The organism is Pedobacter sp. N23S346 (assembly GCF_048515415.1).
Taxonomy (GTDB): domain Bacteria; phylum Bacteroidota; class Bacteroidia; order Sphingobacteriales; family Sphingobacteriaceae; genus Pedobacter.
Window position 1 is genome coordinate 205,726 of sequence record NZ_JBLYEE010000006.1, and the last position, 19,388, is coordinate 225,113.

General features: G+C 37.0%; 18 protein-coding genes. 9 read left to right on the forward strand and 9 right to left on the reverse strand.

Features of this window, described 5'->3' with window-relative positions:
- Positions 1 to 115 precede the first annotated feature (115 nt).
- From ACN1CD_RS12800 to ACN1CD_RS12815, 4 genes are read left to right on the forward strand one after another with little or no spacing between them, the layout of a single operon-like run.
- Positions 116 to 2,488 (forward strand): DUF2339 domain-containing protein, encoded by a 2,373-nt coding sequence (locus ACN1CD_RS12800; RefSeq protein ID WP_419130784.1) that lies wholly within the window; start codon positions 116 to 118, stop codon positions 2,486 to 2,488.
- Positions 2,466 to 3,698 carry a DUF3999 family protein gene (locus ACN1CD_RS12805; RefSeq protein WP_419130785.1) on the forward strand — a complete coding sequence of 411 codons (1,233 nt, stop codon included), beginning with the start codon at positions 2,466 to 2,468 and terminating at the stop codon, positions 3,696 to 3,698. The genes ACN1CD_RS12800 and ACN1CD_RS12805 overlap by 23 nt, the downstream gene beginning before the upstream one ends.
- A 10-nt stretch (positions 3,699 to 3,708) precedes the next feature.
- On the forward strand, positions 3,709 to 4,830 hold the full coding sequence (locus ACN1CD_RS12810) for a suppressor of fused domain protein (RefSeq protein ID WP_419130786.1): 1,122 nt from the start codon (positions 3,709 to 3,711) through the stop codon (positions 4,828 to 4,830).
- 43 nt (positions 4,831 to 4,873) lie between these two features.
- The gene (locus ACN1CD_RS12815) at positions 4,874 to 5,830 is read left to right on the forward strand and encodes a zinc dependent phospholipase C family protein (RefSeq protein WP_419130787.1); all 957 of its coding nucleotides are present in this window, start codon (positions 4,874 to 4,876) and stop codon (positions 5,828 to 5,830) included.
- Positions 5,831 to 5,877: 47 nt separating this feature from the next.
- On the opposite strand, the gene ACN1CD_RS12820 is transcribed toward ACN1CD_RS12815, so the two are convergent.
- The 9 genes from ACN1CD_RS12820 to ACN1CD_RS12860 all read right to left on the reverse strand — a co-directional run bounded on the left by ACN1CD_RS12820 (position 5,878) and on the right by ACN1CD_RS12860 (position 14,374).
- A complete protein-coding gene (locus ACN1CD_RS12820; RefSeq protein ID WP_419130788.1) occupies positions 5,878 to 6,564 on the reverse strand; it encodes a DedA family protein in 687 nt (228 codons plus the stop codon).
- A 61-nt stretch (positions 6,565 to 6,625) separates the two neighbouring features.
- Positions 6,626 to 7,318 (reverse strand): DUF4397 domain-containing protein, encoded by a 693-nt coding sequence (locus ACN1CD_RS12825; RefSeq protein WP_419130789.1) that lies wholly within the window; start codon positions 7,316 to 7,318, stop codon positions 6,626 to 6,628.
- 59 nt (positions 7,319 to 7,377) lie between these two features.
- Complete coding sequence (locus ACN1CD_RS12830; RefSeq protein WP_419130790.1) at positions 7,378 to 8,055, reverse strand: DUF4397 domain-containing protein; 678 nt, start codon at positions 8,053 to 8,055, stop codon at positions 7,378 to 7,380.
- A gap of 80 nt (positions 8,056 to 8,135) precedes the next feature.
- Complete coding sequence (gene dnaN / locus ACN1CD_RS12835; protein ID WP_154279445.1) at positions 8,136 to 9,260, reverse strand: DNA polymerase III subunit beta; 1,125 nt, start codon at positions 9,258 to 9,260, stop codon at positions 8,136 to 8,138.
- Between the two features lie 33 nt (positions 9,261 to 9,293).
- Positions 9,294 to 11,015, reverse strand: a complete 1,722-nt coding sequence (gene gldG, locus ACN1CD_RS12840; protein ID WP_419130791.1) for a gliding motility-associated ABC transporter substrate-binding protein GldG — start codon at positions 11,013 to 11,015, stop codon at positions 9,294 to 9,296.
- Positions 10,979 to 11,704, reverse strand: a complete 726-nt coding sequence (gene gldF / locus ACN1CD_RS12845) for a gliding motility-associated ABC transporter permease subunit GldF (RefSeq protein WP_419130792.1) — start codon at positions 11,702 to 11,704, stop codon at positions 10,979 to 10,981. Before gldF ends, gldG begins: the two co-directional genes overlap by 37 nt.
- Before the next feature lie 128 nt (positions 11,705 to 11,832).
- Positions 11,833 to 12,531: an outer membrane beta-barrel protein gene (locus ACN1CD_RS12850; RefSeq protein ID WP_419130793.1), complete on the reverse strand. Its 699-nt coding sequence runs from the start codon at positions 12,529 to 12,531 to the stop codon at positions 11,833 to 11,835.
- 112 nt (positions 12,532 to 12,643) lie between these two features.
- Positions 12,644 to 13,351: an ATP-binding cassette domain-containing protein gene (locus ACN1CD_RS12855; protein ID WP_419130794.1), complete on the reverse strand. Its 708-nt coding sequence runs from the start codon at positions 13,349 to 13,351 to the stop codon at positions 12,644 to 12,646.
- A 105-nt stretch (positions 13,352 to 13,456) separates the two neighbouring features.
- Entirely contained in the window at positions 13,457 to 14,374 is a 918-nt protein-coding gene (locus ACN1CD_RS12860; RefSeq protein ID WP_419130795.1) for a glycerophosphodiester phosphodiesterase family protein, read from the reverse strand.
- A 328-nt stretch (positions 14,375 to 14,702) separates the two neighbouring features.
- Between ACN1CD_RS12860 and ACN1CD_RS12865 the strand changes: the two genes are divergently transcribed.
- The 5 genes from ACN1CD_RS12865 (at position 14,703) to ACN1CD_RS12885 (ending at position 19,372) form a co-directional block, all read left to right on the forward strand.
- A complete protein-coding gene (locus ACN1CD_RS12865) occupies positions 14,703 to 16,346 on the forward strand; it encodes a glycine--tRNA ligase (RefSeq protein ID WP_419130796.1) in 1,644 nt (547 codons plus the stop codon).
- Positions 16,347 to 16,689: 343 nt separating this feature from the next.
- A complete protein-coding gene (locus ACN1CD_RS12870) occupies positions 16,690 to 17,094 on the forward strand; it encodes a helix-turn-helix domain-containing protein (RefSeq protein ID WP_419130797.1) in 405 nt (134 codons plus the stop codon).
- Between the two features lie 65 nt (positions 17,095 to 17,159).
- Complete coding sequence (locus ACN1CD_RS12875) at positions 17,160 to 17,924, forward strand: SDR family NAD(P)-dependent oxidoreductase (RefSeq protein ID WP_419130798.1); 765 nt, start codon at positions 17,160 to 17,162, stop codon at positions 17,922 to 17,924.
- A 130-nt stretch (positions 17,925 to 18,054) separates the two neighbouring features.
- A complete protein-coding gene (locus ACN1CD_RS12880; protein ID WP_419130799.1) occupies positions 18,055 to 18,753 on the forward strand; it encodes a CAP domain-containing protein in 699 nt (232 codons plus the stop codon).
- A gap of 115 nt (positions 18,754 to 18,868) precedes the next feature.
- Positions 18,869 to 19,372, forward strand: coding sequence for a GtrA family protein (locus ACN1CD_RS12885; protein WP_419130800.1), 504 nt, complete (start codon positions 18,869 to 18,871; stop codon positions 19,370 to 19,372).
- Positions 19,373 to 19,388: the final 16 nt, after the last annotated feature.

The window sequence follows — 19,388 nt, forward strand, 5'->3', positions numbered from 1 at the left end:
ACGTTTAAATTATGAGTTGTCCTTTCATCTCTTCGGGCTGTTACATTAATTTCTTTACTTTGTAAGTTTCATTCCTATATTTAAAAAAAGTAAATAACGCACTTAAAAATATAGAATGGATGATTCGAAAAAGTTAAACCTGTTATTAGTCAAGCTAGAAAATTTATTACTCAGGCAGCAAGGTTTTGAAGAAGAGATAAAAGCTTTGAGGGATGAAGTAAGTGCATTGCAATCACCTGGAGTTAACCTCCCACACATAGCAAGCACACCAATTGTTGCACCGCCGCCTCCCAAAATTGCTCCGCCCATTGCGGAAATCACAAATAGTACAACACCACAACTTGGTACTGTATCTATTCCACCTAAAAATAACCAGCAGCAACCAAATTTTGCGGATAAATTTAAGCGTGAAAACCTGGTTAAGTCTGATTTTGAAAAGTTTATCGGCGAAAATCTGATTAGCAAAATTGGTATTCTGATTTTAATTATTGGGGTAGCCATTGGCGCAAAATATGCCATTGATCACGAAATGATCAGTCCGCTTACCAGAATTGTGTTGGGTTATGCCGTTGGTGCGGGTTTAATGGCTTTTGCAATTAAACTCAAGGCCAAATACGAGAACTTTTCAGCTGTGCTGGTGAGTGGTGCGATTGCAATTATGTATTTTATCACCTATGCGGCTTACGATTTTTATTCACTTATTCCTCAGGCGTTTGCCTTTGCCCTGATGGTGGTCTTTACTTCGTTTACGGTTGTCGCAGCCATTAAATACGACAAGCAGGTTATTGCACATATTGGCCTGGTTGGCGCTTACGCCGTTCCATTTTTATTAAGCAATGGATCAGGGAATGTGGGTGTCTTGTTTACTTATATGACGATCATTAACATCGGAATTTTGATCTTAAGTTTCAAAAAATACTGGAAACCGTTGTTTTATGCATCCTTTGCCTTAACCTGGATTATATTTATATCATGGCGATTAAATTTAAGTCTTGAAGCCAATTTCTTTTATTTATCCCTCCTCTTTTCAGCCTTATTTTTCGCTACTTTTTACGTGACTAATCTCGCTTATAAAGTAAGCAAAAAAGAGGTTTTTGGCTTAAGCGATGTGGCCATTATTCTTTTAAACGCTTTTATTTATTATGGCGTAGGCTACTTAATTCTCTCTGAAAACAAGAACAGCGCAGAGTTATTAGGCTTGTTTACGTTAGCCAATGCAGTGATCCACTTTGTGGTAAGTGTAATTATTTACAAAAAGAAATTAGCTGACAGAAACCTGTTTTACCTCATTCTTGCCGTAGTGATTACATTCATTACGATGGCCATTCCTGTTCAGCTGAATGGTGGATGGGTAACCATTTTCTGGACTGTTGAAGCGGCCGTATTATTTTATTTGGGCAGAGTTAAGCTCATCGCCGTCTATGAAAAGCTTTCTTTTCCACTAATCATTCTTGCTTTTTTCAGTTTGATCCAAGACTGGAGCATCCAAACAGATTCTTACACTACCAATGCTAACATTATACCCCTATTTAATGTGGGTTTCTTAACAGCCGTAATCTTTATCACATGCTTTACCTGGATATATTTTGTTGGTAAGAAATCGGTAGAAAACCCTGCAGAATGGATATGGATGAGACAGATACTCACTTATTTTATCCCTTCAGTTTTGTTGCTGGTTACTTATCTAACCTTTAGCATAGAAATTTCTAAATATTTCAATAACCTAAGTGAACTTACCAAGATTAACACCACCCCTACCGCTAATAAAGAGTATGCAAATTATTTATACAATTATAATTACGACAAACTTAAAACGGCCTGGACTTATATCTACACACTATTTTTTGTATCGTTATTAACATTTGTAAATATCAAAAAATTAAGGAACGGAGAACTTGCCATAGCCAACCTGATCATCAATTTTATTACCATAGTGGCATTTTTAACCCATGGCCTATATCAATTAAGTGAGCTTAGAGATGCTTACTTATTTAATGAAAGCAAGTATTTTAATGTCGGTTCATTTAATATCGGCATCCGTTATTTAAGTATCGCTTTTTTTGGATTGTTAATTTATCAATGCTATAAATTAATGAAATCAGGCCTTTTGAAAAGCGATTTAAAAATCATGTTCGATTACCTGCTTTACACTTCTTTATTGTGGATTATCAGCAGTGAATTGATTAACCTTTTATCATTATCAGGATTGACAGATAGCTACAAGCTCGGATTAAGCATTGTTTGGGGTATTTATTCATTGTTCCTGATCAGCATGGGAATAGCGAAAAACAAAAAACATTTGCGAATCGGCGCCATGGTTTTATTTGGTATTACATTGGTTAAACTCTTTGTTTACGATATTGCCTACCTCAGTACCATTTCCAAAACAATTGTTTTTGTATCGCTTGGAATATTATTGCTCATCATTTCTTTCCTTTATAACAAGTACAAACATTTAATTATTGATGATGTTAAAGAAAACAATTAAGGTATTCTGTTTATTGGTCTTCTGCGTTGGAATGGCAAATGCACAGACCAATATTTATAAGTTTAAACGAAAAATTACTGGCATAAATGCGACCTGGCATAAGCTAGCATTGCCTGATGAATTGTATAAAAATGCAACTGCCGGCTTTGAAGATTTAAGGATTTTTGGCATAAGCGGAAAAGACACCATTGAAGTACCCTATTTGCTTAAACAGCGTGCTGATCAGATTAATACAAAGGAAATTTCTTTCAAAATGATTAATCAAAGTGCCAATGAAAAAGGATATTATTATACTTTTCAATCACCTGGTGGATATACAATTAATCAAATTAACCTGAGCTTTAAACAAACTAATTTCGATTGGCAGGTAACGCTTGAGGGAAGTAATGATAATAAGGAATGGTTTTCCATTTTGAAAAATTATCGGATTTTGTCTATTCAAAATACAGATACGAACTATGAATTCACCACACTTAAATTTCCGGATTCGAAATATCAGTATTTCCGAATTGCCATTAAAAGTAGCATTCAACCCGATCTGATCGCGGCCAAGCTTAACAAAACCGACACTGTTAGCGGTGTTTATAAACAGGCAAATTTGTTAACGTATCATCTGTCGAATGATGCTGCGCAAAAACAAACAATGATAGATGTTAACTTGAAGAATCCGGTTCCACTTTCCTACTTGAAATTAAAGGCGCAAAGTGATTTCGACTTTTATCGTTCTTTTAAAATTGAAGCGGTAACAGATAGTTTTAAAAGCGAAAAAGGAATGCAGTATAACTATGCGCAGATTTATGAAGGTACAATCAGCTCGTTAGAAGAAGCTGCATTTACCTTTGCCAATACCATCACCTCAAAACTTAGAATAACCATTCAGAATAATGACAACAAGCCTCTACGAATCAGTCATTTAGAAATAAAAGGCAATGTCTACGAAATTATTGCACGCTTTGATGACACAAAAAGCGATTATTCCCTTTATTATGGTAATGAAAAGGCAACTGCACCCAGTTATGAAATAGAAAAATTTGAAAGTAAAATCCCTGCAGGCTTAACTACTGTTCTGGTTGGAGAGGAAGAAAAAAACCCGGCTTATGCTATCAAAACGGAAAAACCCTTATTTGAAAATAAGATTTGGCTATGGGCACTAATGACCATAATCATTGTGCTGTTAGGTTGGTTTTCTTTTAAAATGTTGAAGAATTAATATTATTACAATGAGTTTTTTAAAAAAGTTATTTGGTTCAGATTCTCCAAAGAGAGAAGAGCCAAAAGTACTCATAGAGTTGAGAAGTCCAAGTTGTCCGATTACTGCCATTGTTGAGCAGGATAATCAGGTAGCTTATTTTTATTTGTGGGGTGATGAGGATTCAGATTTCGGGGTTAAAGCATGCTGGATCAGAAATCTGGATGAAGCCCCGATTGATACGGATTTAAAACAATTGGAAGAAGGAATTCCACCAATGTTGAACAAAGCATACTGCAAATTTCCGGAAGGACAGACACCTTTGCAAATAAACGATTTGGAAATTGTTTGGTTTGAAGAAGGAGACGGGGCGGCTTTAATGGAAAAGGGACAAGTTATTACCATTATTCCATCCTGGGCAGGTATAAATGGTTTTTCTGGTTATACCAGAGATTCTGTTGGAGAAGGAGAATATGGCTGGGAACTTAAATCTTCTAATGCCTTACTAGAAAGAGTCGAAAAGGCAAAAGAATACTGGCAATTGTGGGATCAGGAAATTAATCCATTTCAGATTATTCAACCTCAATTACTTCAACAATATGAAAATAATTTAGGTAATAGCGATCAATATTTCGCGATAGATGGCAATGAGTGGCCACCCAGAGGCTTATTCTTAAAAAAAGGAGAAGTTAAGGATGTATTTGTAACGGTAGGCCTTTCACTACTACCTATGCCAACAGTTGAAATGTATAATGAACATCCTCATGAGACTAACAGAATAGAGTTAGGCTTACTTCTAAATGCTGGTCTGCCTCAAGAAGAACTTAACCTTATCGGAAGTTGGATTAGCGGCCAGGCAAGTATTCCATGGAAAAGAATCTCTTGGTTTGGAAATGGACACACCGTTACATTTAATGTTCTCAACGATACTAAAATGACATCGGTTGTACTGGTAAAGCATTTAACTAATCTACCTGATATAGAACTTGATGATTACCGGGGTAGCCAAATGAATATATTATGGATGGTACCCATTACTGAAAATGAAAGAATTTATATTATGGACAATGGATTTGAATCCTTCCATGAAAAATTAGATAGAATAGGATCAGAAATTTTTAATATCTACAGAAATGAGATTGATTTAAATTAGATCGGAATAAATCTTCAGCGATATTTTTTTTTTATATTAGGGCATGAAACGATTAGCGATTTTAACAGCGTTAATCATCCCGCTTCTTCTTTGTACATCCTGGGGTTTCTTTGCACACCAAAGAATCAACAACCTCGCCATTTTCACTTTGCCATCTGGCATGATTGGTTTCTATAAAAAGAATATCAAATACGTTACCGAACATGCGGTAGATCCTGATAAACGTAGGTATGCAGATACCCTGGAACCTCCGCGACACTATCTGGACGTTGAAAATTATGAGCAGGAAATTGACAGCATTCCTGAAAAATGGAACGATGCTTTGGCAAAATATGGATCAAAATCACTGAGCGCCAACGGTATTCTTCCCTGGCAAATTCAGCGAACTTACTATAGCCTGGTAAAAGCATTTAAAACAAGAGATTCTATTAAAATTTTGAAATACTCTGCAGACTTAGGTCATTACATTGGTGATGCACATGTTCCACTTCACACCACATCTAACCACAACGGGCAATTGACCAACCAGGTTGGGATACATGCTTTTTGGGAAAGCCGTTTACCAGAACTGTTCTCTACAAAATACAATTACGTTGTTGGCAGGGCTAGCTATCTGGAAAACCCTTTGAAAGAAGCCTGGAAAATATTAAAGCACACACATAGCCTTGTTGATACGGTGTTAACTTTTGAGGCTCAACTGGCTGCCTCCTTTCCTTCAGATCAGAAATATAGTTTCTCAGAACGGAATAATGTGATTTTGAAACAGTATTCTGTTGCCTATTCAAAGGCTTATCATGATCGGATGAATAACATGGTAGAAAAACAGATGCGATCTGCGATATTAGAAATCGGTAATTTTTGGTTTTCGGCTTGGGTAGATGCTGGCCAACCTGAGCTTAAGAAGCTGATTAAGATTGAACTTGAACCAGACGATAAAAAGCAAGAATCTGAGACAGAAAAGAAATACCTAAAAGATATTATTATTGGGAGAGAGATTTGAGTTAAAACAAAGAGGCGAACATAAATGGCCGCCTCTTTCATTTTATCTTATTTTTTGGCATCGTCGCCTTCAATAATCTCTTCAATTTTCTTAGGTTGCAACCTGCTTTTTACAGCCGCCCATACCGCAGGCACAAAGGTTACCACCGCAATGAACACGATAACGAGTTCAAAATTATTTTTAATTACCGGAATTTGTCCTAACACATATCCACCTAACAATAATGCAACAATCCATGCTACACCACCAATTACGTTGAAGTAGGTAAAACGCCCGAAAGGCATTTTAGCAATACCAGCAACAAAGGGTGCAATCGTTCTAAAAATTGGTAAAAAGCGACTGAAGATAATTGCCTTTCCACCATGTTTTTCGAAAAACTCGTGCGATTGTTCGTAGTACTTTAATTTCAAGATTTTATTATTCTCTTTAAAAACTCCTGCTCCTAAAACACTTCCCAATTTAAAGTTCACTGTATTACCTAAAATTGCGGCGACAGTTAGTATGACCAACATTAACCAAATGCTTAATCCGGTTTCATGTTCTCCGGCAATTAATGCACCCATGGCAAAAAGTAAAGAGTCGCCAGGTAAGAAAGGCAAAACCACTAAACCAGTTTCAGCAAAGATGATCAGAAAAAGAATGAGGTATGTCCAGGTTTGATAATCGTTAACGATTTGCGCTAGATGAACGTCAATATGAAGTATAAAATCTAGGAGTTGATGTAGTAAATCCAATTTATATAATTTTGGGCAAAAGTATGAATATGAAAGCGATTAACGGTTAGATTAAAAAATTTTAATTTGTTACTACTCTATATTTAACCTTGCCACGACGGGTTCCATCGAAAAGTATGGTATAAACTCTGCCCCTGACAAAATTAGTGTACGAAATGGTATCAATCACAGTGGCTGAATCTACCAGGTTGAAATAAAGACGGGCAGTAGAATCTACCTTGGTAAAGGAAATGTAATCGGTTTTATCACCCTTTTTTAAGGTCAGATCAAGTTTTCTATCTTCACTTCTAAAGTGGACGTTAGAGCCTAAAGTATATCCTAAATTAATAAACATTACACGAGCCTCATTTATATTTTGCCTAACATCGTCTTCAAACATGACCATGTTAGGTACAGTTGCAGGCAGCGTGTCTTTTCTTGTATAGTAAATCGAATAATTTTTACCCAATTTAAAACTATCCTGCAAAACCAAAGAACCGCTGGCAGCCGATGTAATATTATTTCTCGCCTCTATCGTATAGTTCTTATCACCTTCCACAACCAGATAGGCTGAATTGGTATTGTACGTAAGGGCTGTTTGGAGCAGCACATTATTGAAGAAAAAATTTCGCGAAGTATCGTTAATAACATTGTTAAATATTCTAACTTTCGCATCTCCCCTGATGAAATTATCATTTTTTATACAAGCACTTAAACAAATAGTTGCGAGCGCTAAAAGGAAGAGTTTAGGAATTAGAAATGATTTTTTCTTCATAAATAGGTTTAACACAATTAAAACGTAAAGATAGCAGAAAGCATATTAAAACAGGTAAATTAATTATCTGTAATCACATGCGCCTGTAAGGTTGCTACTGTATTGCCGCTAAACCAAATGGTGTAAATTTTGCCGGCAACAAAGTTTGAATTATCGATGGTTTTGGTTGTTCCGGAGCCTACTACATTATACCTCAGATCTAAATTTGCATCTACAGAAAAATAAGTAGATGCTTCCTTGTACTGCAAACCGTTTACAAAAAGTGTTCCTGCCAGTACGCTAACGTTAATTCCTGTAGTAAAGAATGGGGTTAAATTAATCAGCTTAATTTTTGCTTTCCCAGCTTCAGTATTACTTAAATTGTCTTCGTAAGATAAAATCCCTTTAGTGCCAGACCGATCGCTCACTAAAAAAGTAGTGTAAGTAATAGATGGCGTATATTTTACAGCACTTTCTGTTTCCGCATTGTTAATGCCAGTAAATTTTACATTTCTATCTCCAGACACCAGCTTAAAATAATCGGTAGATTCTGCAAAGGCTAATGTGGTATTAGATACCTTTTCACCATCAATAAAAATATCCTGCACTGATTCCGTTTGCACCGCATTTACCAGCTTCACTTTCGATTCGCCCTTTACTACTGTATTAGGATCAGTTTTTTTACAAGATGTGAATACGGAGGAAAATATAATTCCAGAAAGAAAGACAAATGCCAGGCGGTTAGAATAGCGTTTCATAGGTTAGGTTTGGTTATAAACAAAAATGGCTTGGTCAAAAACCAAGCCATTTTTAATATTTGAACTAAAGCCTTAGTAGACTAATAGCTATTGTTTAGCATAACTGGCATCACCAACATTAAAACATCTTCATTTTCATCGTTCGTTTGAGGAATCAATAAACCTGCTCTATTTGGAGTTGAAAGTTCTAATGTTACTTCATCACCGCTTAAATTAGTAAGCATTTCGATCAGGAAACGGGCATTGAAGCCAATTTCAAGATCTTCACCATCATATTGACAACTTAAACGCTCGTGAGCTTCGTTAGCGAAATCTAAATCTTCTGAAGAGATATTAAGTTCGCTGCCATTAATTTTCAACCTTACCTGATGGGTAGTTTTATTTGCAAAAATAACTACACGACGAAGGGTATTTAAAAACAAACCCCTGTCTATCACCAATTTATTCGGATTATTCTGAGGAATAACTGCCTCATAATCTGGATAGCGTTCGTCTATTAAACGGCACACTAAATTAATGTTATCAAATTTAAAAAAAGCACTTGTTGCATTGTAGTCTACTGAGACATTAATATCTGTAGATGGCAACGCAGCCTTTAAAAGTGTTAATGCTTTTTTAGGAAGAATAAATGATGTTGCTTTATCTGCCTTACTGTCCATACGGCGATAGCGAACCAATTTATGTGCATCAGTTGCTACAAAGGTAATGTGCTGGGGAGATAACTGGCAAAACACACCCGTCATCGCCGGACGCAATTCATCGTTACTTACCGCAAAAATGGTTTTGGTAATGGCTTCTGTTAAAACCGATGCAGGCAAATTAACCGATGAGGCATTTTCAACCACCGGAATTTTTGGAAAATCATCACCATTTTCTCCGCTCAGTTTATACTTACCATCACCAGCGCTGATCTCGATAGCAAAAGTGGTGTCATCGATATTAAAAGCGATGGGTTGATCTGGAAGTGTTTTGAGGGTATCTAATAAAATTTTCGATGGAACAGCCACTTTACCTTCTTCCTTTGACTCGACAGCTAATGAGGTGGTCATGCTGGTTTGTAAATCGGTAGCTGAGATCGTTAAGTTTCCGTCTTTAATTTCGAAAAGAAAATTTTCTAGTATAGGTAAAACTGTACTGCTGCTGGAAGCACCATTTACAGTTTGCAGGTGTTTTAATAAAGTTGATGTGGATACAATAAATCTCATGATATCATTTAGTCTTCTTCAAAAATATAAAAATTATTTAGCGTACTTGTATTTACGGTAATAATGTTGAAAAATCGCAAAGAATATTAACAATAACAAAGGAACTGCAATATTTATAAATTGCCATTTGGCTTTTTCGAGCTTTATTTTTGATTTATCCAGCAATCTGATCTTCACTTCCTTATTTCTAAGCGAGATCAGGTTATCATCATCTGTAAAATAATCTACAATATTCAACAGCAGTGCCTTGTTTCCATAAGTTCGCTGGCTGTAGCGGTCAAAACCTAAGGGATAAGGCGAACCATCTCTTTCCGAAACCTGGTTTTTAAATAGATCACCATCGCCAAGTACAATCATTTTGGTGGCTTTACTTTTCGTCTCCATGCTATAAGGTGAAACGATTGCAGCAGGTAATGGCCTTCCGGCAAACACAGATGGAAAATTTCCTTCTAACATCAAACCAACCTGTTGTGGCACACTTTGGAATGCTCTTGGATCCAGTTGCTCACTCACCATTTGCAAACTAAACGGTTTTGGAGTATTGTAAACCTTATTAAATGCAGATGTACTTAAAATGAATGATTTCTTCACACCCCTTACGCCAATACTGTCTACGGTGCTTGGAAATTCAGATTTCACACCATCAAGTTTTTTAACCACACTTTGGCTCGTATCCGGAAGCAAAATCGGATAGTAAATCCATGGCAGTAGCTCCATCTGGCTTTGCCCGCCAACAACACCAGTAGAAACTGGGATTTCTGCACAGTTTGCCGGATCGGCAATGAGATTATAATTGATTCTCGCTCCGTACATAAAGAGCATATCGTCGAGATTCAAATTGCTATTAGTGGCCATTTGCCCATTTCGTCCCCTTAAACTATCCAGTTCCGCTTTTACCTGATCAATACTCCAAACAATCCGTCCGCTGTTCATTACGAAATAATTGATTTTGTATTTTTCCGTTTCTGTAAAGGGTTTAGTGGGCTTCGCTACAATTAACATATTGAGTTTATCCAGCCCGGCTTTATCTATCGTGTTTAAATCTACACGGCCAATTTCATAGCTACTGGAAAGCATACGAATGGCGTCGCCAAGCTGTAAATCGTTTAGTTCTCCATTTGATTCGGTAAATCCAATCCGGGGATTTTTCCCTGCAATCACTTTCTTTAAACTCGAAGTAAACACGTATTCCAGGTTTTCGATTGCCCGGTTGATATTATCTTCGTAACTGCCACGGGTATCTAAATTCTGGAAGAGCTTAACCGGGAATTCCTTGTTATCAGTTTCGATCATTGCCATCGGATAAACCAGTTTCTGCGTTAATCCTGCTTCGGTTTTCACACTTAAATTGGTCGCCTCGATGCCTCTCTCGTATAAGTTATTGATTACGGTATCCTGGTCTGACTGATTTAATCCAGCCAATGGATCAACGAAAACAATTTTTAAATCTCCTTTTGAATAAGCTTGATAATCTGTTAAAACATCATTTACGGCAGACTGCAGACGTTTAAATGCAGGTGGCAGTTCTCCATCTAAAAAAACCGTGACCATAATTGGCTTTTTGTTATTAGCTAAAATGGTTTTGGTCTTTTCGCTTAAGGTAAATCGCTGATCTGCAGTAAAATCAAAACGATAAAAAACATATTTACCAATAATATTGATGGCGATGATTCCGATTAACAGGAGTATTGTGTTCAGTACTTTCTTACCTTTTACCATTAACGCTTCCCTCCCATTGTTAATCTGGTAAACCATAAGAACAGCATCGTAAAGCTGATGAAATATAATAAATCCCGGGTATCCAGCACGCCTCTACTCATGGAGGTATAATGCTGATTAATGCCGAAGCTTAAAATATTACTTTGAAAACTGCTGAAGGCAGAAACCTGGCTGGTATAATCAAAACCCAAAAATGCAAAGGCACACAATGCGGCACAGATTACAAAGGCAATCACCTGGTTTTTGGTTAATGAAGAAGCGAAGATTCCTATCGCGGTAAAAGTGGCGCCTAAAAAAAATAAGCCAATGTAAGATCCAATCACTGCTCCAGAATCTATGTTACCTTCCGAAAAACCCAGCTTTGAAATGGAATAATAATAAACCAATGTTGGTATTAAGGCGAAAAACACCAGCACTAAACTGGCTAAAAATTTAGCTAAAATAATTTGCCAGAGTGTAATGGGTCGTGTAATTAAAAGTTCATAAGTTCCTTCCCTGCGCTCTTCGGCTAAAGACCTCATGGTAATGGCAGGAATTAAAAACATAAATAAGTAAGGCACCAGGCTAAAGAAGCCACCCATTTCGGCATAGCCATAATCCAGAATGGAGGTATCTGGAAAGAACCAAAGCAAAAGTCCGGATACCAGTAAAAAAACACCAATGGTGATGTAGGCAACCATCGAACTTAAGAAACTATATAACTCGCGTTTAAAAACTGCGTACATACCACGTTAAAATGCCGAAGTTAATTAAATATTTGGGCATATTAAAGGCACTAAATTGTTAAAGTAGCATTAAATCGTCTGGTCGCATCCTCTATCGGTAACATCTGCCAACTCGGTTTGATTTTTATTTAAAGAGCGTAACCAAGCCCAACAGAAAATACCCTGTTTTTTTCCTGGTAATAACTAATTGAACGTCCGGTTATTGTTTTTAAGCCTAAACCGTACCCTGCGTGTATGTTAAAACCATTATTTAGCTGATAACCGGCTAAAAAATTGAGTCCAGCATCCCCTCTTTTAAAATCTTTATCACTACCAAACTTAATATCCCGTGCTGTTGATTCACTAACCGAATTACCACCACTCTGAGCGATGCCATCTGTTTTAATTCTACCGCTAATTCCAAATCCAAAATATGGGCCACCGCCAAAAAAAATCTTTCCGCCACCAAGCTTGAAATTTAAAACTGCATTTAAAGGAATTTCTACGTACATGATATTCGATTTATACGAACCTTCAAAAACGTATAAATTTAAGAGTTCATAATTTGAATCATAATATTGAGCTTTACCTCCTTTTCCGGTTAAAGTCAAACCTGGCTGAACCGAAAATACTTCTGATACCGGAAAATCTACCGTACCGCCTAAGTAAAAAGAAATATTGTTTTTGTAATCCAAGGGTTCAGGCCCATCATAGGCAGATGCACCGCCTTCGGCAGCAATTGTTGGAAAAGTAACGCCGGCCTTGATGCCAAATTTAACCTGATTGGTTTGAGAGAATGCACAAACAGATATTACCAGGATGGATAGTGTAGTGAAGAGCTTTTTCATAAGTTATTTTAGAGGAGATAAAGTTATGAAAAAAACTTAAGCCATAGATTAATAATATATTAAATGAAATGCGAATAATTATGTAAAGCCAAATTAGCCTGTTAAACCAGAATCAGGAAGTAAGTTTTCTAAAAATATCTTCGAGCGAATCTTGATTGTAGACTTTCTTAATCCCTTCCAAAGAATCATTAGCTACAATTTTACCTTTATTAATAATGATGATATCATCGCAAATGGCTTCCACCTCTTGCATAATGTGAGTGGAAATAATTACTGTTTTATTTTTGCCAAGTTCTTTTATCAACGCACGAATATCTACCAGCTGGTTCGGATCTAAACCTGATGTAGGTTCATCCAGAATCAAGACCTCAGGATTATGAATAATGGCTTGTGCCAATCCTACCCTTTGTCGATAACCTTTAGACAGCATACTAATTTTTTTATGCTGCTCTGGCGTTAAGCCAACCAATTTGATTACCTCTTCTACCCGGCTGGAAAGGTTATTTAGCGCATAAGTTTGGCCAACAAAATGGAGAAACTCCTTTACATACATATCTGTGTAAAGGGGTGTGTTTTCTGGTAAATAACCGATGTGTTTTTTTGCTTCGATGGATTGGCTGATGATATTTTTTTTTGAAACTTCTGCCTCGCCACTCGTTGGTATTAAATAACCGGTGAGCATGCGCATGGTAGTTGATTTGCCAGCGCCATTAGGCCCTAGAAAGCCTAAAATACGACCTGGCCTGGCCTCAAAACTAATCGAATCGACCGCCTTTTGTGTATCGTAATGTTTAGACAGGTTTCTAACTGAAATACTCATTTTACTTATTATTTATCCGCAAAGAACACAAAGTTTTCCGCAAAGAAGGCAAAGCTTAAAATTTTACAATCATGATAATGCAGAAAGCAGTGACAATGCTATTATTTAATTAATATTTGCTGAACTTAACTTTTTATTATACCTGAATTTATTGAGCTGTTCTGATGCCTGGGGCAAATTATCACCTGATAAAATGTCTGCTCCATTATTAATTAAATGGTAATAAATATTTCTGGCCGGACTGGCAATCGCACTTTTATCAATATTGCCCATTGTTCCTAAAATAGTGGTGATTCCTTTTCCGTGCAAAAACTCATACAATGCCTTTTCCGGAGCCGAAACACCAACAAATGCCACAATTCTATTATTTGGAACGCCCAGATCATTCAGACGCTTCAGTTCTGATTTTTTCTGTACCGATGCAGAAATCATTAAATCTGGCGCAAGGCGATGAACCTCTTCCGCTTGATTAGCTGTATAAGTAATGATAATGGAATTACTTTCTACCTGATATTGTCTCACTTTCTCAATCAACTTAGCGTAAGAAACGCCCTTTTTTAAATCAATCGTTAAAAGCACTTTGCCTTTACTCCAGCTTAAAACGCTGTCTAAAGTAGGAATTTTGAAACTCGTTTCTTTGCCCTCCTCGTCTTTTAAATTAAATGCCTTAAGTTCTTCGTAAGTGTAATTTCCAATCGGGCCTTTTCCTGTTGATGTTCGATCTAAATTATCATCGTGCATAATAACCATTACCGAATCTTTACTATAAGCAATATCGAATTCGATAATCATGGGATTATAGGTGGTTGCATTTTTAAAGGTTTCGATGCAGTTTTCGGGAAAGCCGGGCATTGGTCCGCCGCGGTGTGCACTGATTAATGGGAAGCGATTTTCGGGAGACCATTTCAAGAATTGATATAACTCCTGAGTATTCTTAAATTTAATATAGTGGTGAGTTTCTTCCTGGCTGCATGAAGAGAAAACGGCCAGGAAACCCAATAAAATGAGATGATGAAATTTCATGCTTCAAAAATAGGAAAAAATGGATGATGTAGGGTGCGAAATGGAAGGCTACACTCCATGCATTAAAACGTTAATAGATTTACAATTTTTGCCACCTAAACCCGATGGCAGCGAACACGGAGTGCAACGAAGTAAAGCGTACAGCGGGACTATAGGAACCGATTAGCATTACAATTGCTTTTCTAAAAATCTTGAAATACCTAAGGCACCTTCCAAAAGCTAAGTTAATATTCAAAATATTAAAGTCAGCTATTTATAAAACCAGGGTCAAAAACCTTTTACCTTTTACCGCTCACCTTTTACCATATTTATTATCTTTGCCTCCATTATGGCTCAAAAGAATAACGACGAACAATTTAAAAATGTAATCTCACACGCTAAGGAATACGGTTTCGTGTTTCAAAGCAGCGAAATATATGATGGCTTAAGTGCTGTTTACGACTACGGGCAATTGGGTGCTGAGTTAAAAAATAATATTAAATCGTACTGGTGGAAAGCCATGGTACAAATGCATGAAAATATTGTAGGGATTGATTCTGCTATTTTTATGCACCCGAAAGTTTGGAAAGCGAGCGGACACGTGGATGGTTTTAACGACCCGATGATTGACAATAAGGATTCGAACAAACGTTACCGTGCCGACCAGTTACTGGAAAATAAAATTGATGAATTATATTCAGAATTAGCCAACTTCAGCACAGAAAACAAAGCTAAATTCCTGGAATTTCAACAAGAAATTTTAGGTTTAAGCGATGAAGGACAAGCAAGCTGGATTCCAAGCTTTAAGGATGAAGACGGAATTTTGGATAGCGCTAAATATCCTTTTATCGATGAGGCCAGCTGGAGATTTGTTAAAAAGGGTTTGGTGCTTGAAGTAGAAATGAACCTGGCACTTAAATCTGAAAATTTAGCACAGCTGAAAGATTTAATTGTTGATTATAAGGTTATCTGCCCGATTTCTAAAACCTCTAACTGGACGGATGTTCGCCAGTTTAACCTGATGTTTAGCACGCAGTTTGGTGCCATGGCTGAGGGCAGTGATGAGGTTTATCTTCGTCCGGAGACGGCGCAAGGTATTTTTGTAAACTTTTTAAATGTTCAAAAATCTGGAAGGATGAAAATTCCTTTTGGTATTGCACAAATCGGTAAGGCTTTCAGAAATGAGGTAATTGCCCGTCAGTTCATTATGCGGATGCGCGAATTTGAACAAATGGAAATGCAGTTTTTTGTTCGCCCTGGTGAGGATAAAAAATGGTTTGAATACTGGAAGGATGCGCGTTTAAAATGGCATAAGGCATTAGGAACTGCTCCTGAAAAATACCGTTACCATGATCATGTTAAATTAGCACACTACGCCAATGCGGCTACAGATATCGAATTCGAATTTCCGTTTGGATTTAAGGAAGTGGAAGGTATCCACAGCCGTACCGATTTTGATTTAACGCAGCACCAGGAGTTTTCTGGCAAGAAAATGCAATATTTCGATAACGAACTGAATGAAGATGGTAAACCTTATGGCAACTACGTTCCTTACGTAATTGAAACATCAATTGGTTTAGACCGTATGTTTTTGTTAACCATGATCAATGCTTTTGAAGAGCAGGATTTAAGCACGGAAGACAAACAGGATAGCCGTACTTTATTGCGTTTGCACCCTGCTTTGGCACCATATAAAGTGGCCGTTTTCCCACTTACAAAAAAAGATGGCTTACCAGAAAAAGCTCGTGAAATTATGGATGCATTGAAATTCGATTTCAACTGTATTTATGAAGAAAAAGATGCCATTGGTAAACGTTACCGCCGTCAGGATGCTGTTGGTACACCATTCTGTATCACGGTAGATCATCAAAGTTTAGAAGATAATACGGTCACCATTCGTCATCGCGATAGCATGGAGCAAGAACGCGTAGCCATTGCAGATTTAGCAGATATTATTGGGAAAGCAGTGAGCTGGAAGACGCTTCTTGCATAGTTGACCACCTTAGAAACCTAAGAACATCTTAGTTAGGTTATCATATTTAGTCGCGGGTTTGGCCTGCGACTTTTTTTGGGAAAAATGAATTTATCAGCACACTTCATCTATCTGTTGGTGGCTCACCAACCAATTATATTCATTAAGGTTTATTGTTGAAACTGACGAAATTCTTCTCCGCTCAGGCCTTTGAAATTTCGTAAGTTGATGAATCCCATGGTTGGTGGCTCACCAACCATTATTTTTTTTTAATTCCAAAGTCAAAAAGGCTGTGATTAAAATTTTAGCGTTCTAAACTGATTATTTGTAAATTACCTTTGTTTTGTTCTTAATTAATAGTTAGATGAAACTTCCTCAAAAATTATTTGCTCGTCGCCATGAAATTGCGGCAGATTATTTAAAAGAATTAGATAAACATCTTGATGATATTGTGTCTGGCCGAACGACAGAAATGTTTGAAGTGCGAGACTTCGCGGATTTAGTTCATGTGCATCCAAACCATTTAAGCAATACGGTAAAAGCTGCAACGGGCCATTCTCCATGTTATTTCTTTGAAAAGCGCTTAATGGAAATTTCGAAATCCATGTTACAAAATGCAAAAACGCCCATTTCAGAAATCGCCAGAATTTTAACTTACGATCCTTCAAATTTCACTAAGTTTTTTAAACATTTTGCCGGCCAAACGCCTAAGCAATACAGGGAAGCATATTTAATGTCTTTGTTAGATAAAGAAATAATTACTGCATAATACTTAAGCTGTCACCATTTTTTCCATCACTTTCCATTTAACTTTGTTTATCAAATTAAAAAAACATGGAAAAACAAAATAAAATTGCCCTGGTTACTGGCGGCAGCCGCGGATTAGGAAAAAATGCAGCACTCAAAATTGCTGAAAAAGGAATTGATGTCATCGTTACTTATCAATCTAAAAAAGAAGAAGCAGAAAATACGGTTAGTGAGATCAAAAAGTTAGGTGTAAATGCAGCAGCGCTTCAATTGGATGTGGCAGACAGCAGTACCTTTGATCATTTCATTGCCGATGTAAAAGCGACATTAAAAAACACGTTTAATGCAGATTACTTTGATTTTCTGGTAAACAATGCGGGGATTGGAATTCATACATCTTTTATGGAAACAACCGAAGATCAGTTCAATAATTTGGTTAACATCCATTTTAAAGGACCATTCTTTCTCACACAAAAGGCCTTATCTATAATAAACAATGGTGGTGCAATCATTAACGTTTCTTCGGGATTAGCCCGCTTCTCTTTACCCGGATACGCCGCTTATGGTGCAATGAAGGGTGCTATGGAAACCCTAACCAGATACCAGGCAAAAGAACTGGGTGCAAAAGGAATTCGGTCTAACATTATTGCTCCAGGTGCAATAGAAACTGATTTCGGCGGTGGCTTAGTTCGTGATAATAAACAAATGAATGCTGGAATAGCCTCGCAAACTGCTTTAGGTCGTGTAGGTTTACCTGATGATATTGGTGGTGTAGTTGCTTTTTTATGTACAGAGGAAGCAAGATGGATCAATGCACAACGCATTGAAATTTCTGGCGGAATGTTTTTGTAAAATCAAAGCTAACAGATAATGAACTTGTTGAAGCGCTAAACGGTGCTTCAACAAGTTCTGATAGCCTACAAAACTGTAAAGCTTAAAATAAACAATTTCTTCGGGCGTTATCTCTACAAATCGCCCCCTAATGATCAAGCAAGTTTTAACTGCCTTTTTAATCTTCTCCTCAGCCGTCATGGCCCATGCACAAAGCTGGACAGATGCAGAATACCAGCAGGCAAACACTGCCGCAAATGTGCCTTACTTAAGTAGTGAAGAGAAAAACATTGTGCTGTACATGAATTTAGCCCGTATTGATGGCGAGAAGTTTTATGATACCATTATTGAAGATTACATTGATGATTACAATTTAAAAGTCCGCAAATATCGCAATTACAACGATCTTAAAATCTCAAAAAACAACCCTTATTACCTATCGCTGCTGAAACATCTGCGTGGCATAAAAAACCTACCAATGTTTTATCCGGATGATAAATTATCAATGGTAAGCCGGAACCATGCATTGGATTTAAACAGAAATAATTTAGATACCCATGAGAGCAGCAATGGTGAAAAATTCTCGAAAAGAATTTCCAAATACTACCCAAGCAAAACCATGAGCGAAAATATCGATTTCGGTAATGCCAATGGTTTAGAAATTGTTTGTCATTTACTTTTAGATTGCGGCGTGCCATCGCTCGGCCATCGGCTCACTATTCTTGATCAAAAAAGCAGATTAAATATGGTGGGTATTAGCATTCAGCGTCATCCATCTTACAACTGGTGTGCGGTGATTGATTATGTGGCAAACCCGGGAAACACTACGCCATCCTACCAAAATTTTTAATTGAAGAGAACCTAAACATTTTGCAAAGCAACAAAGCCTTTTGCTACTTTTTATTTCGGGAAAGCAACAATTTAAAAAATAATTTACCTTTGCAGCCAAACTACCTAAAACAACAATGCGTAAAATTATTCTCGCCTTTATAGATTTTTTTTATCCACCATTTAAAAGTTTTATCTCTGCACATAATTTCAGGTATCTCGCAACGGGTGGCAGCACATTGCTGCTTGGCATTTTAAGTTATTATTTTGCTTACTTTTTTATATTCAATACCTCAGAAGTAAATTTCGGAATTATTGTATTGCAACGGGAAACCGCATCTTTACTGGTAGATTATGCCGTAGCCATTCCAACCAGTTTCCTGCTGAATAAATATGTTATTTTTACGCACAGCGAATTAAAGGGAAGTGTTCAACTGTTCCGTTTTTTAAATCTTCAGTTCATTAATATCCTTGCCAATTACGTGTTGCTTAAGTTTTTACTGGAATTATTGAGGGATTACCCAACTTTAGCCATGCTTTCCAGAATTGCTGTTTCCGTTCTAATGGCCCTTTTTAGTTACCTATATCAGCATTATTTTACTTTTAGCGTAAAGAAACTTGGCCGCAGCGATAAAAACTAAAAACTCGAACTTCATA

What these genes read in the sequence shown, in the direction of transcription:
- ACN1CD_RS12850 (WP_419130793.1), bottom strand. Translation starts at nt 12,531, where the DNA reads ATGAAAAAGCTCTTCACTACACTATCCATCCTGGTAATATCTGTTTGT.
- ACN1CD_RS12805 (WP_419130785.1), top strand. Translation starts at nt 2,466, where the DNA reads ATGATGTTAAAGAAAACAATTAAGGTATTCTGTTTATTGGTCTTCTGC.
- dnaN (WP_154279445.1), bottom strand. Translation starts at nt 9,260, where the DNA reads ATGAGATTTATTGTATCCACATCAACTTTATTAAAACACCTGCAAACT.
- ACN1CD_RS12800 (WP_419130784.1), top strand. Translation starts at nt 116, where the DNA reads ATGGATGATTCGAAAAAGTTAAACCTGTTATTAGTCAAGCTAGAAAAT.
- gldF (WP_419130792.1), bottom strand. Translation starts at nt 11,704, where the DNA reads ATGTACGCAGTTTTTAAACGCGAGTTATATAGTTTCTTAAGTTCGATG.
- gldG (WP_419130791.1), bottom strand. Translation starts at nt 11,015, where the DNA reads ATGGTTTACCAGATTAACAATGGGAGGGAAGCGTTAATGGTAAAAGGT.
- ACN1CD_RS12815 (WP_419130787.1), top strand. Translation starts at nt 4,874, where the DNA reads ATGAAACGATTAGCGATTTTAACAGCGTTAATCATCCCGCTTCTTCTT.
- ACN1CD_RS12855 (WP_419130794.1), bottom strand. Translation starts at nt 13,351, where the DNA reads ATGAGTATTTCAGTTAGAAACCTGTCTAAACATTACGATACACAAAAG.
- ACN1CD_RS12825 (WP_419130789.1), bottom strand. Translation starts at nt 7,318, where the DNA reads ATGAAGAAAAAATCATTTCTAATTCCTAAACTCTTCCTTTTAGCGCTC.
- ACN1CD_RS12860 (WP_419130795.1), bottom strand. Translation starts at nt 14,374, where the DNA reads ATGAAATTTCATCATCTCATTTTATTGGGTTTCCTGGCCGTTTTCTCT.
- ACN1CD_RS12830 (WP_419130790.1), bottom strand. Translation starts at nt 8,055, where the DNA reads ATGAAACGCTATTCTAACCGCCTGGCATTTGTCTTTCTTTCTGGAATT.
- ACN1CD_RS12880 (WP_419130799.1), top strand. Translation starts at nt 18,055, where the DNA reads ATGATCAAGCAAGTTTTAACTGCCTTTTTAATCTTCTCCTCAGCCGTC.
- ACN1CD_RS12870 (WP_419130797.1), top strand. Translation starts at nt 16,690, where the DNA reads ATGAAACTTCCTCAAAAATTATTTGCTCGTCGCCATGAAATTGCGGCA.
- ACN1CD_RS12865 (WP_419130796.1), top strand. Translation starts at nt 14,703, where the DNA reads ATGGCTCAAAAGAATAACGACGAACAATTTAAAAATGTAATCTCACAC.
- ACN1CD_RS12885 (WP_419130800.1), top strand. Translation starts at nt 18,869, where the DNA reads ATGCGTAAAATTATTCTCGCCTTTATAGATTTTTTTTATCCACCATTT.
- ACN1CD_RS12810 (WP_419130786.1), top strand. Translation starts at nt 3,709, where the DNA reads ATGAGTTTTTTAAAAAAGTTATTTGGTTCAGATTCTCCAAAGAGAGAA.
- ACN1CD_RS12875 (WP_419130798.1), top strand. Translation starts at nt 17,160, where the DNA reads ATGGAAAAACAAAATAAAATTGCCCTGGTTACTGGCGGCAGCCGCGGA.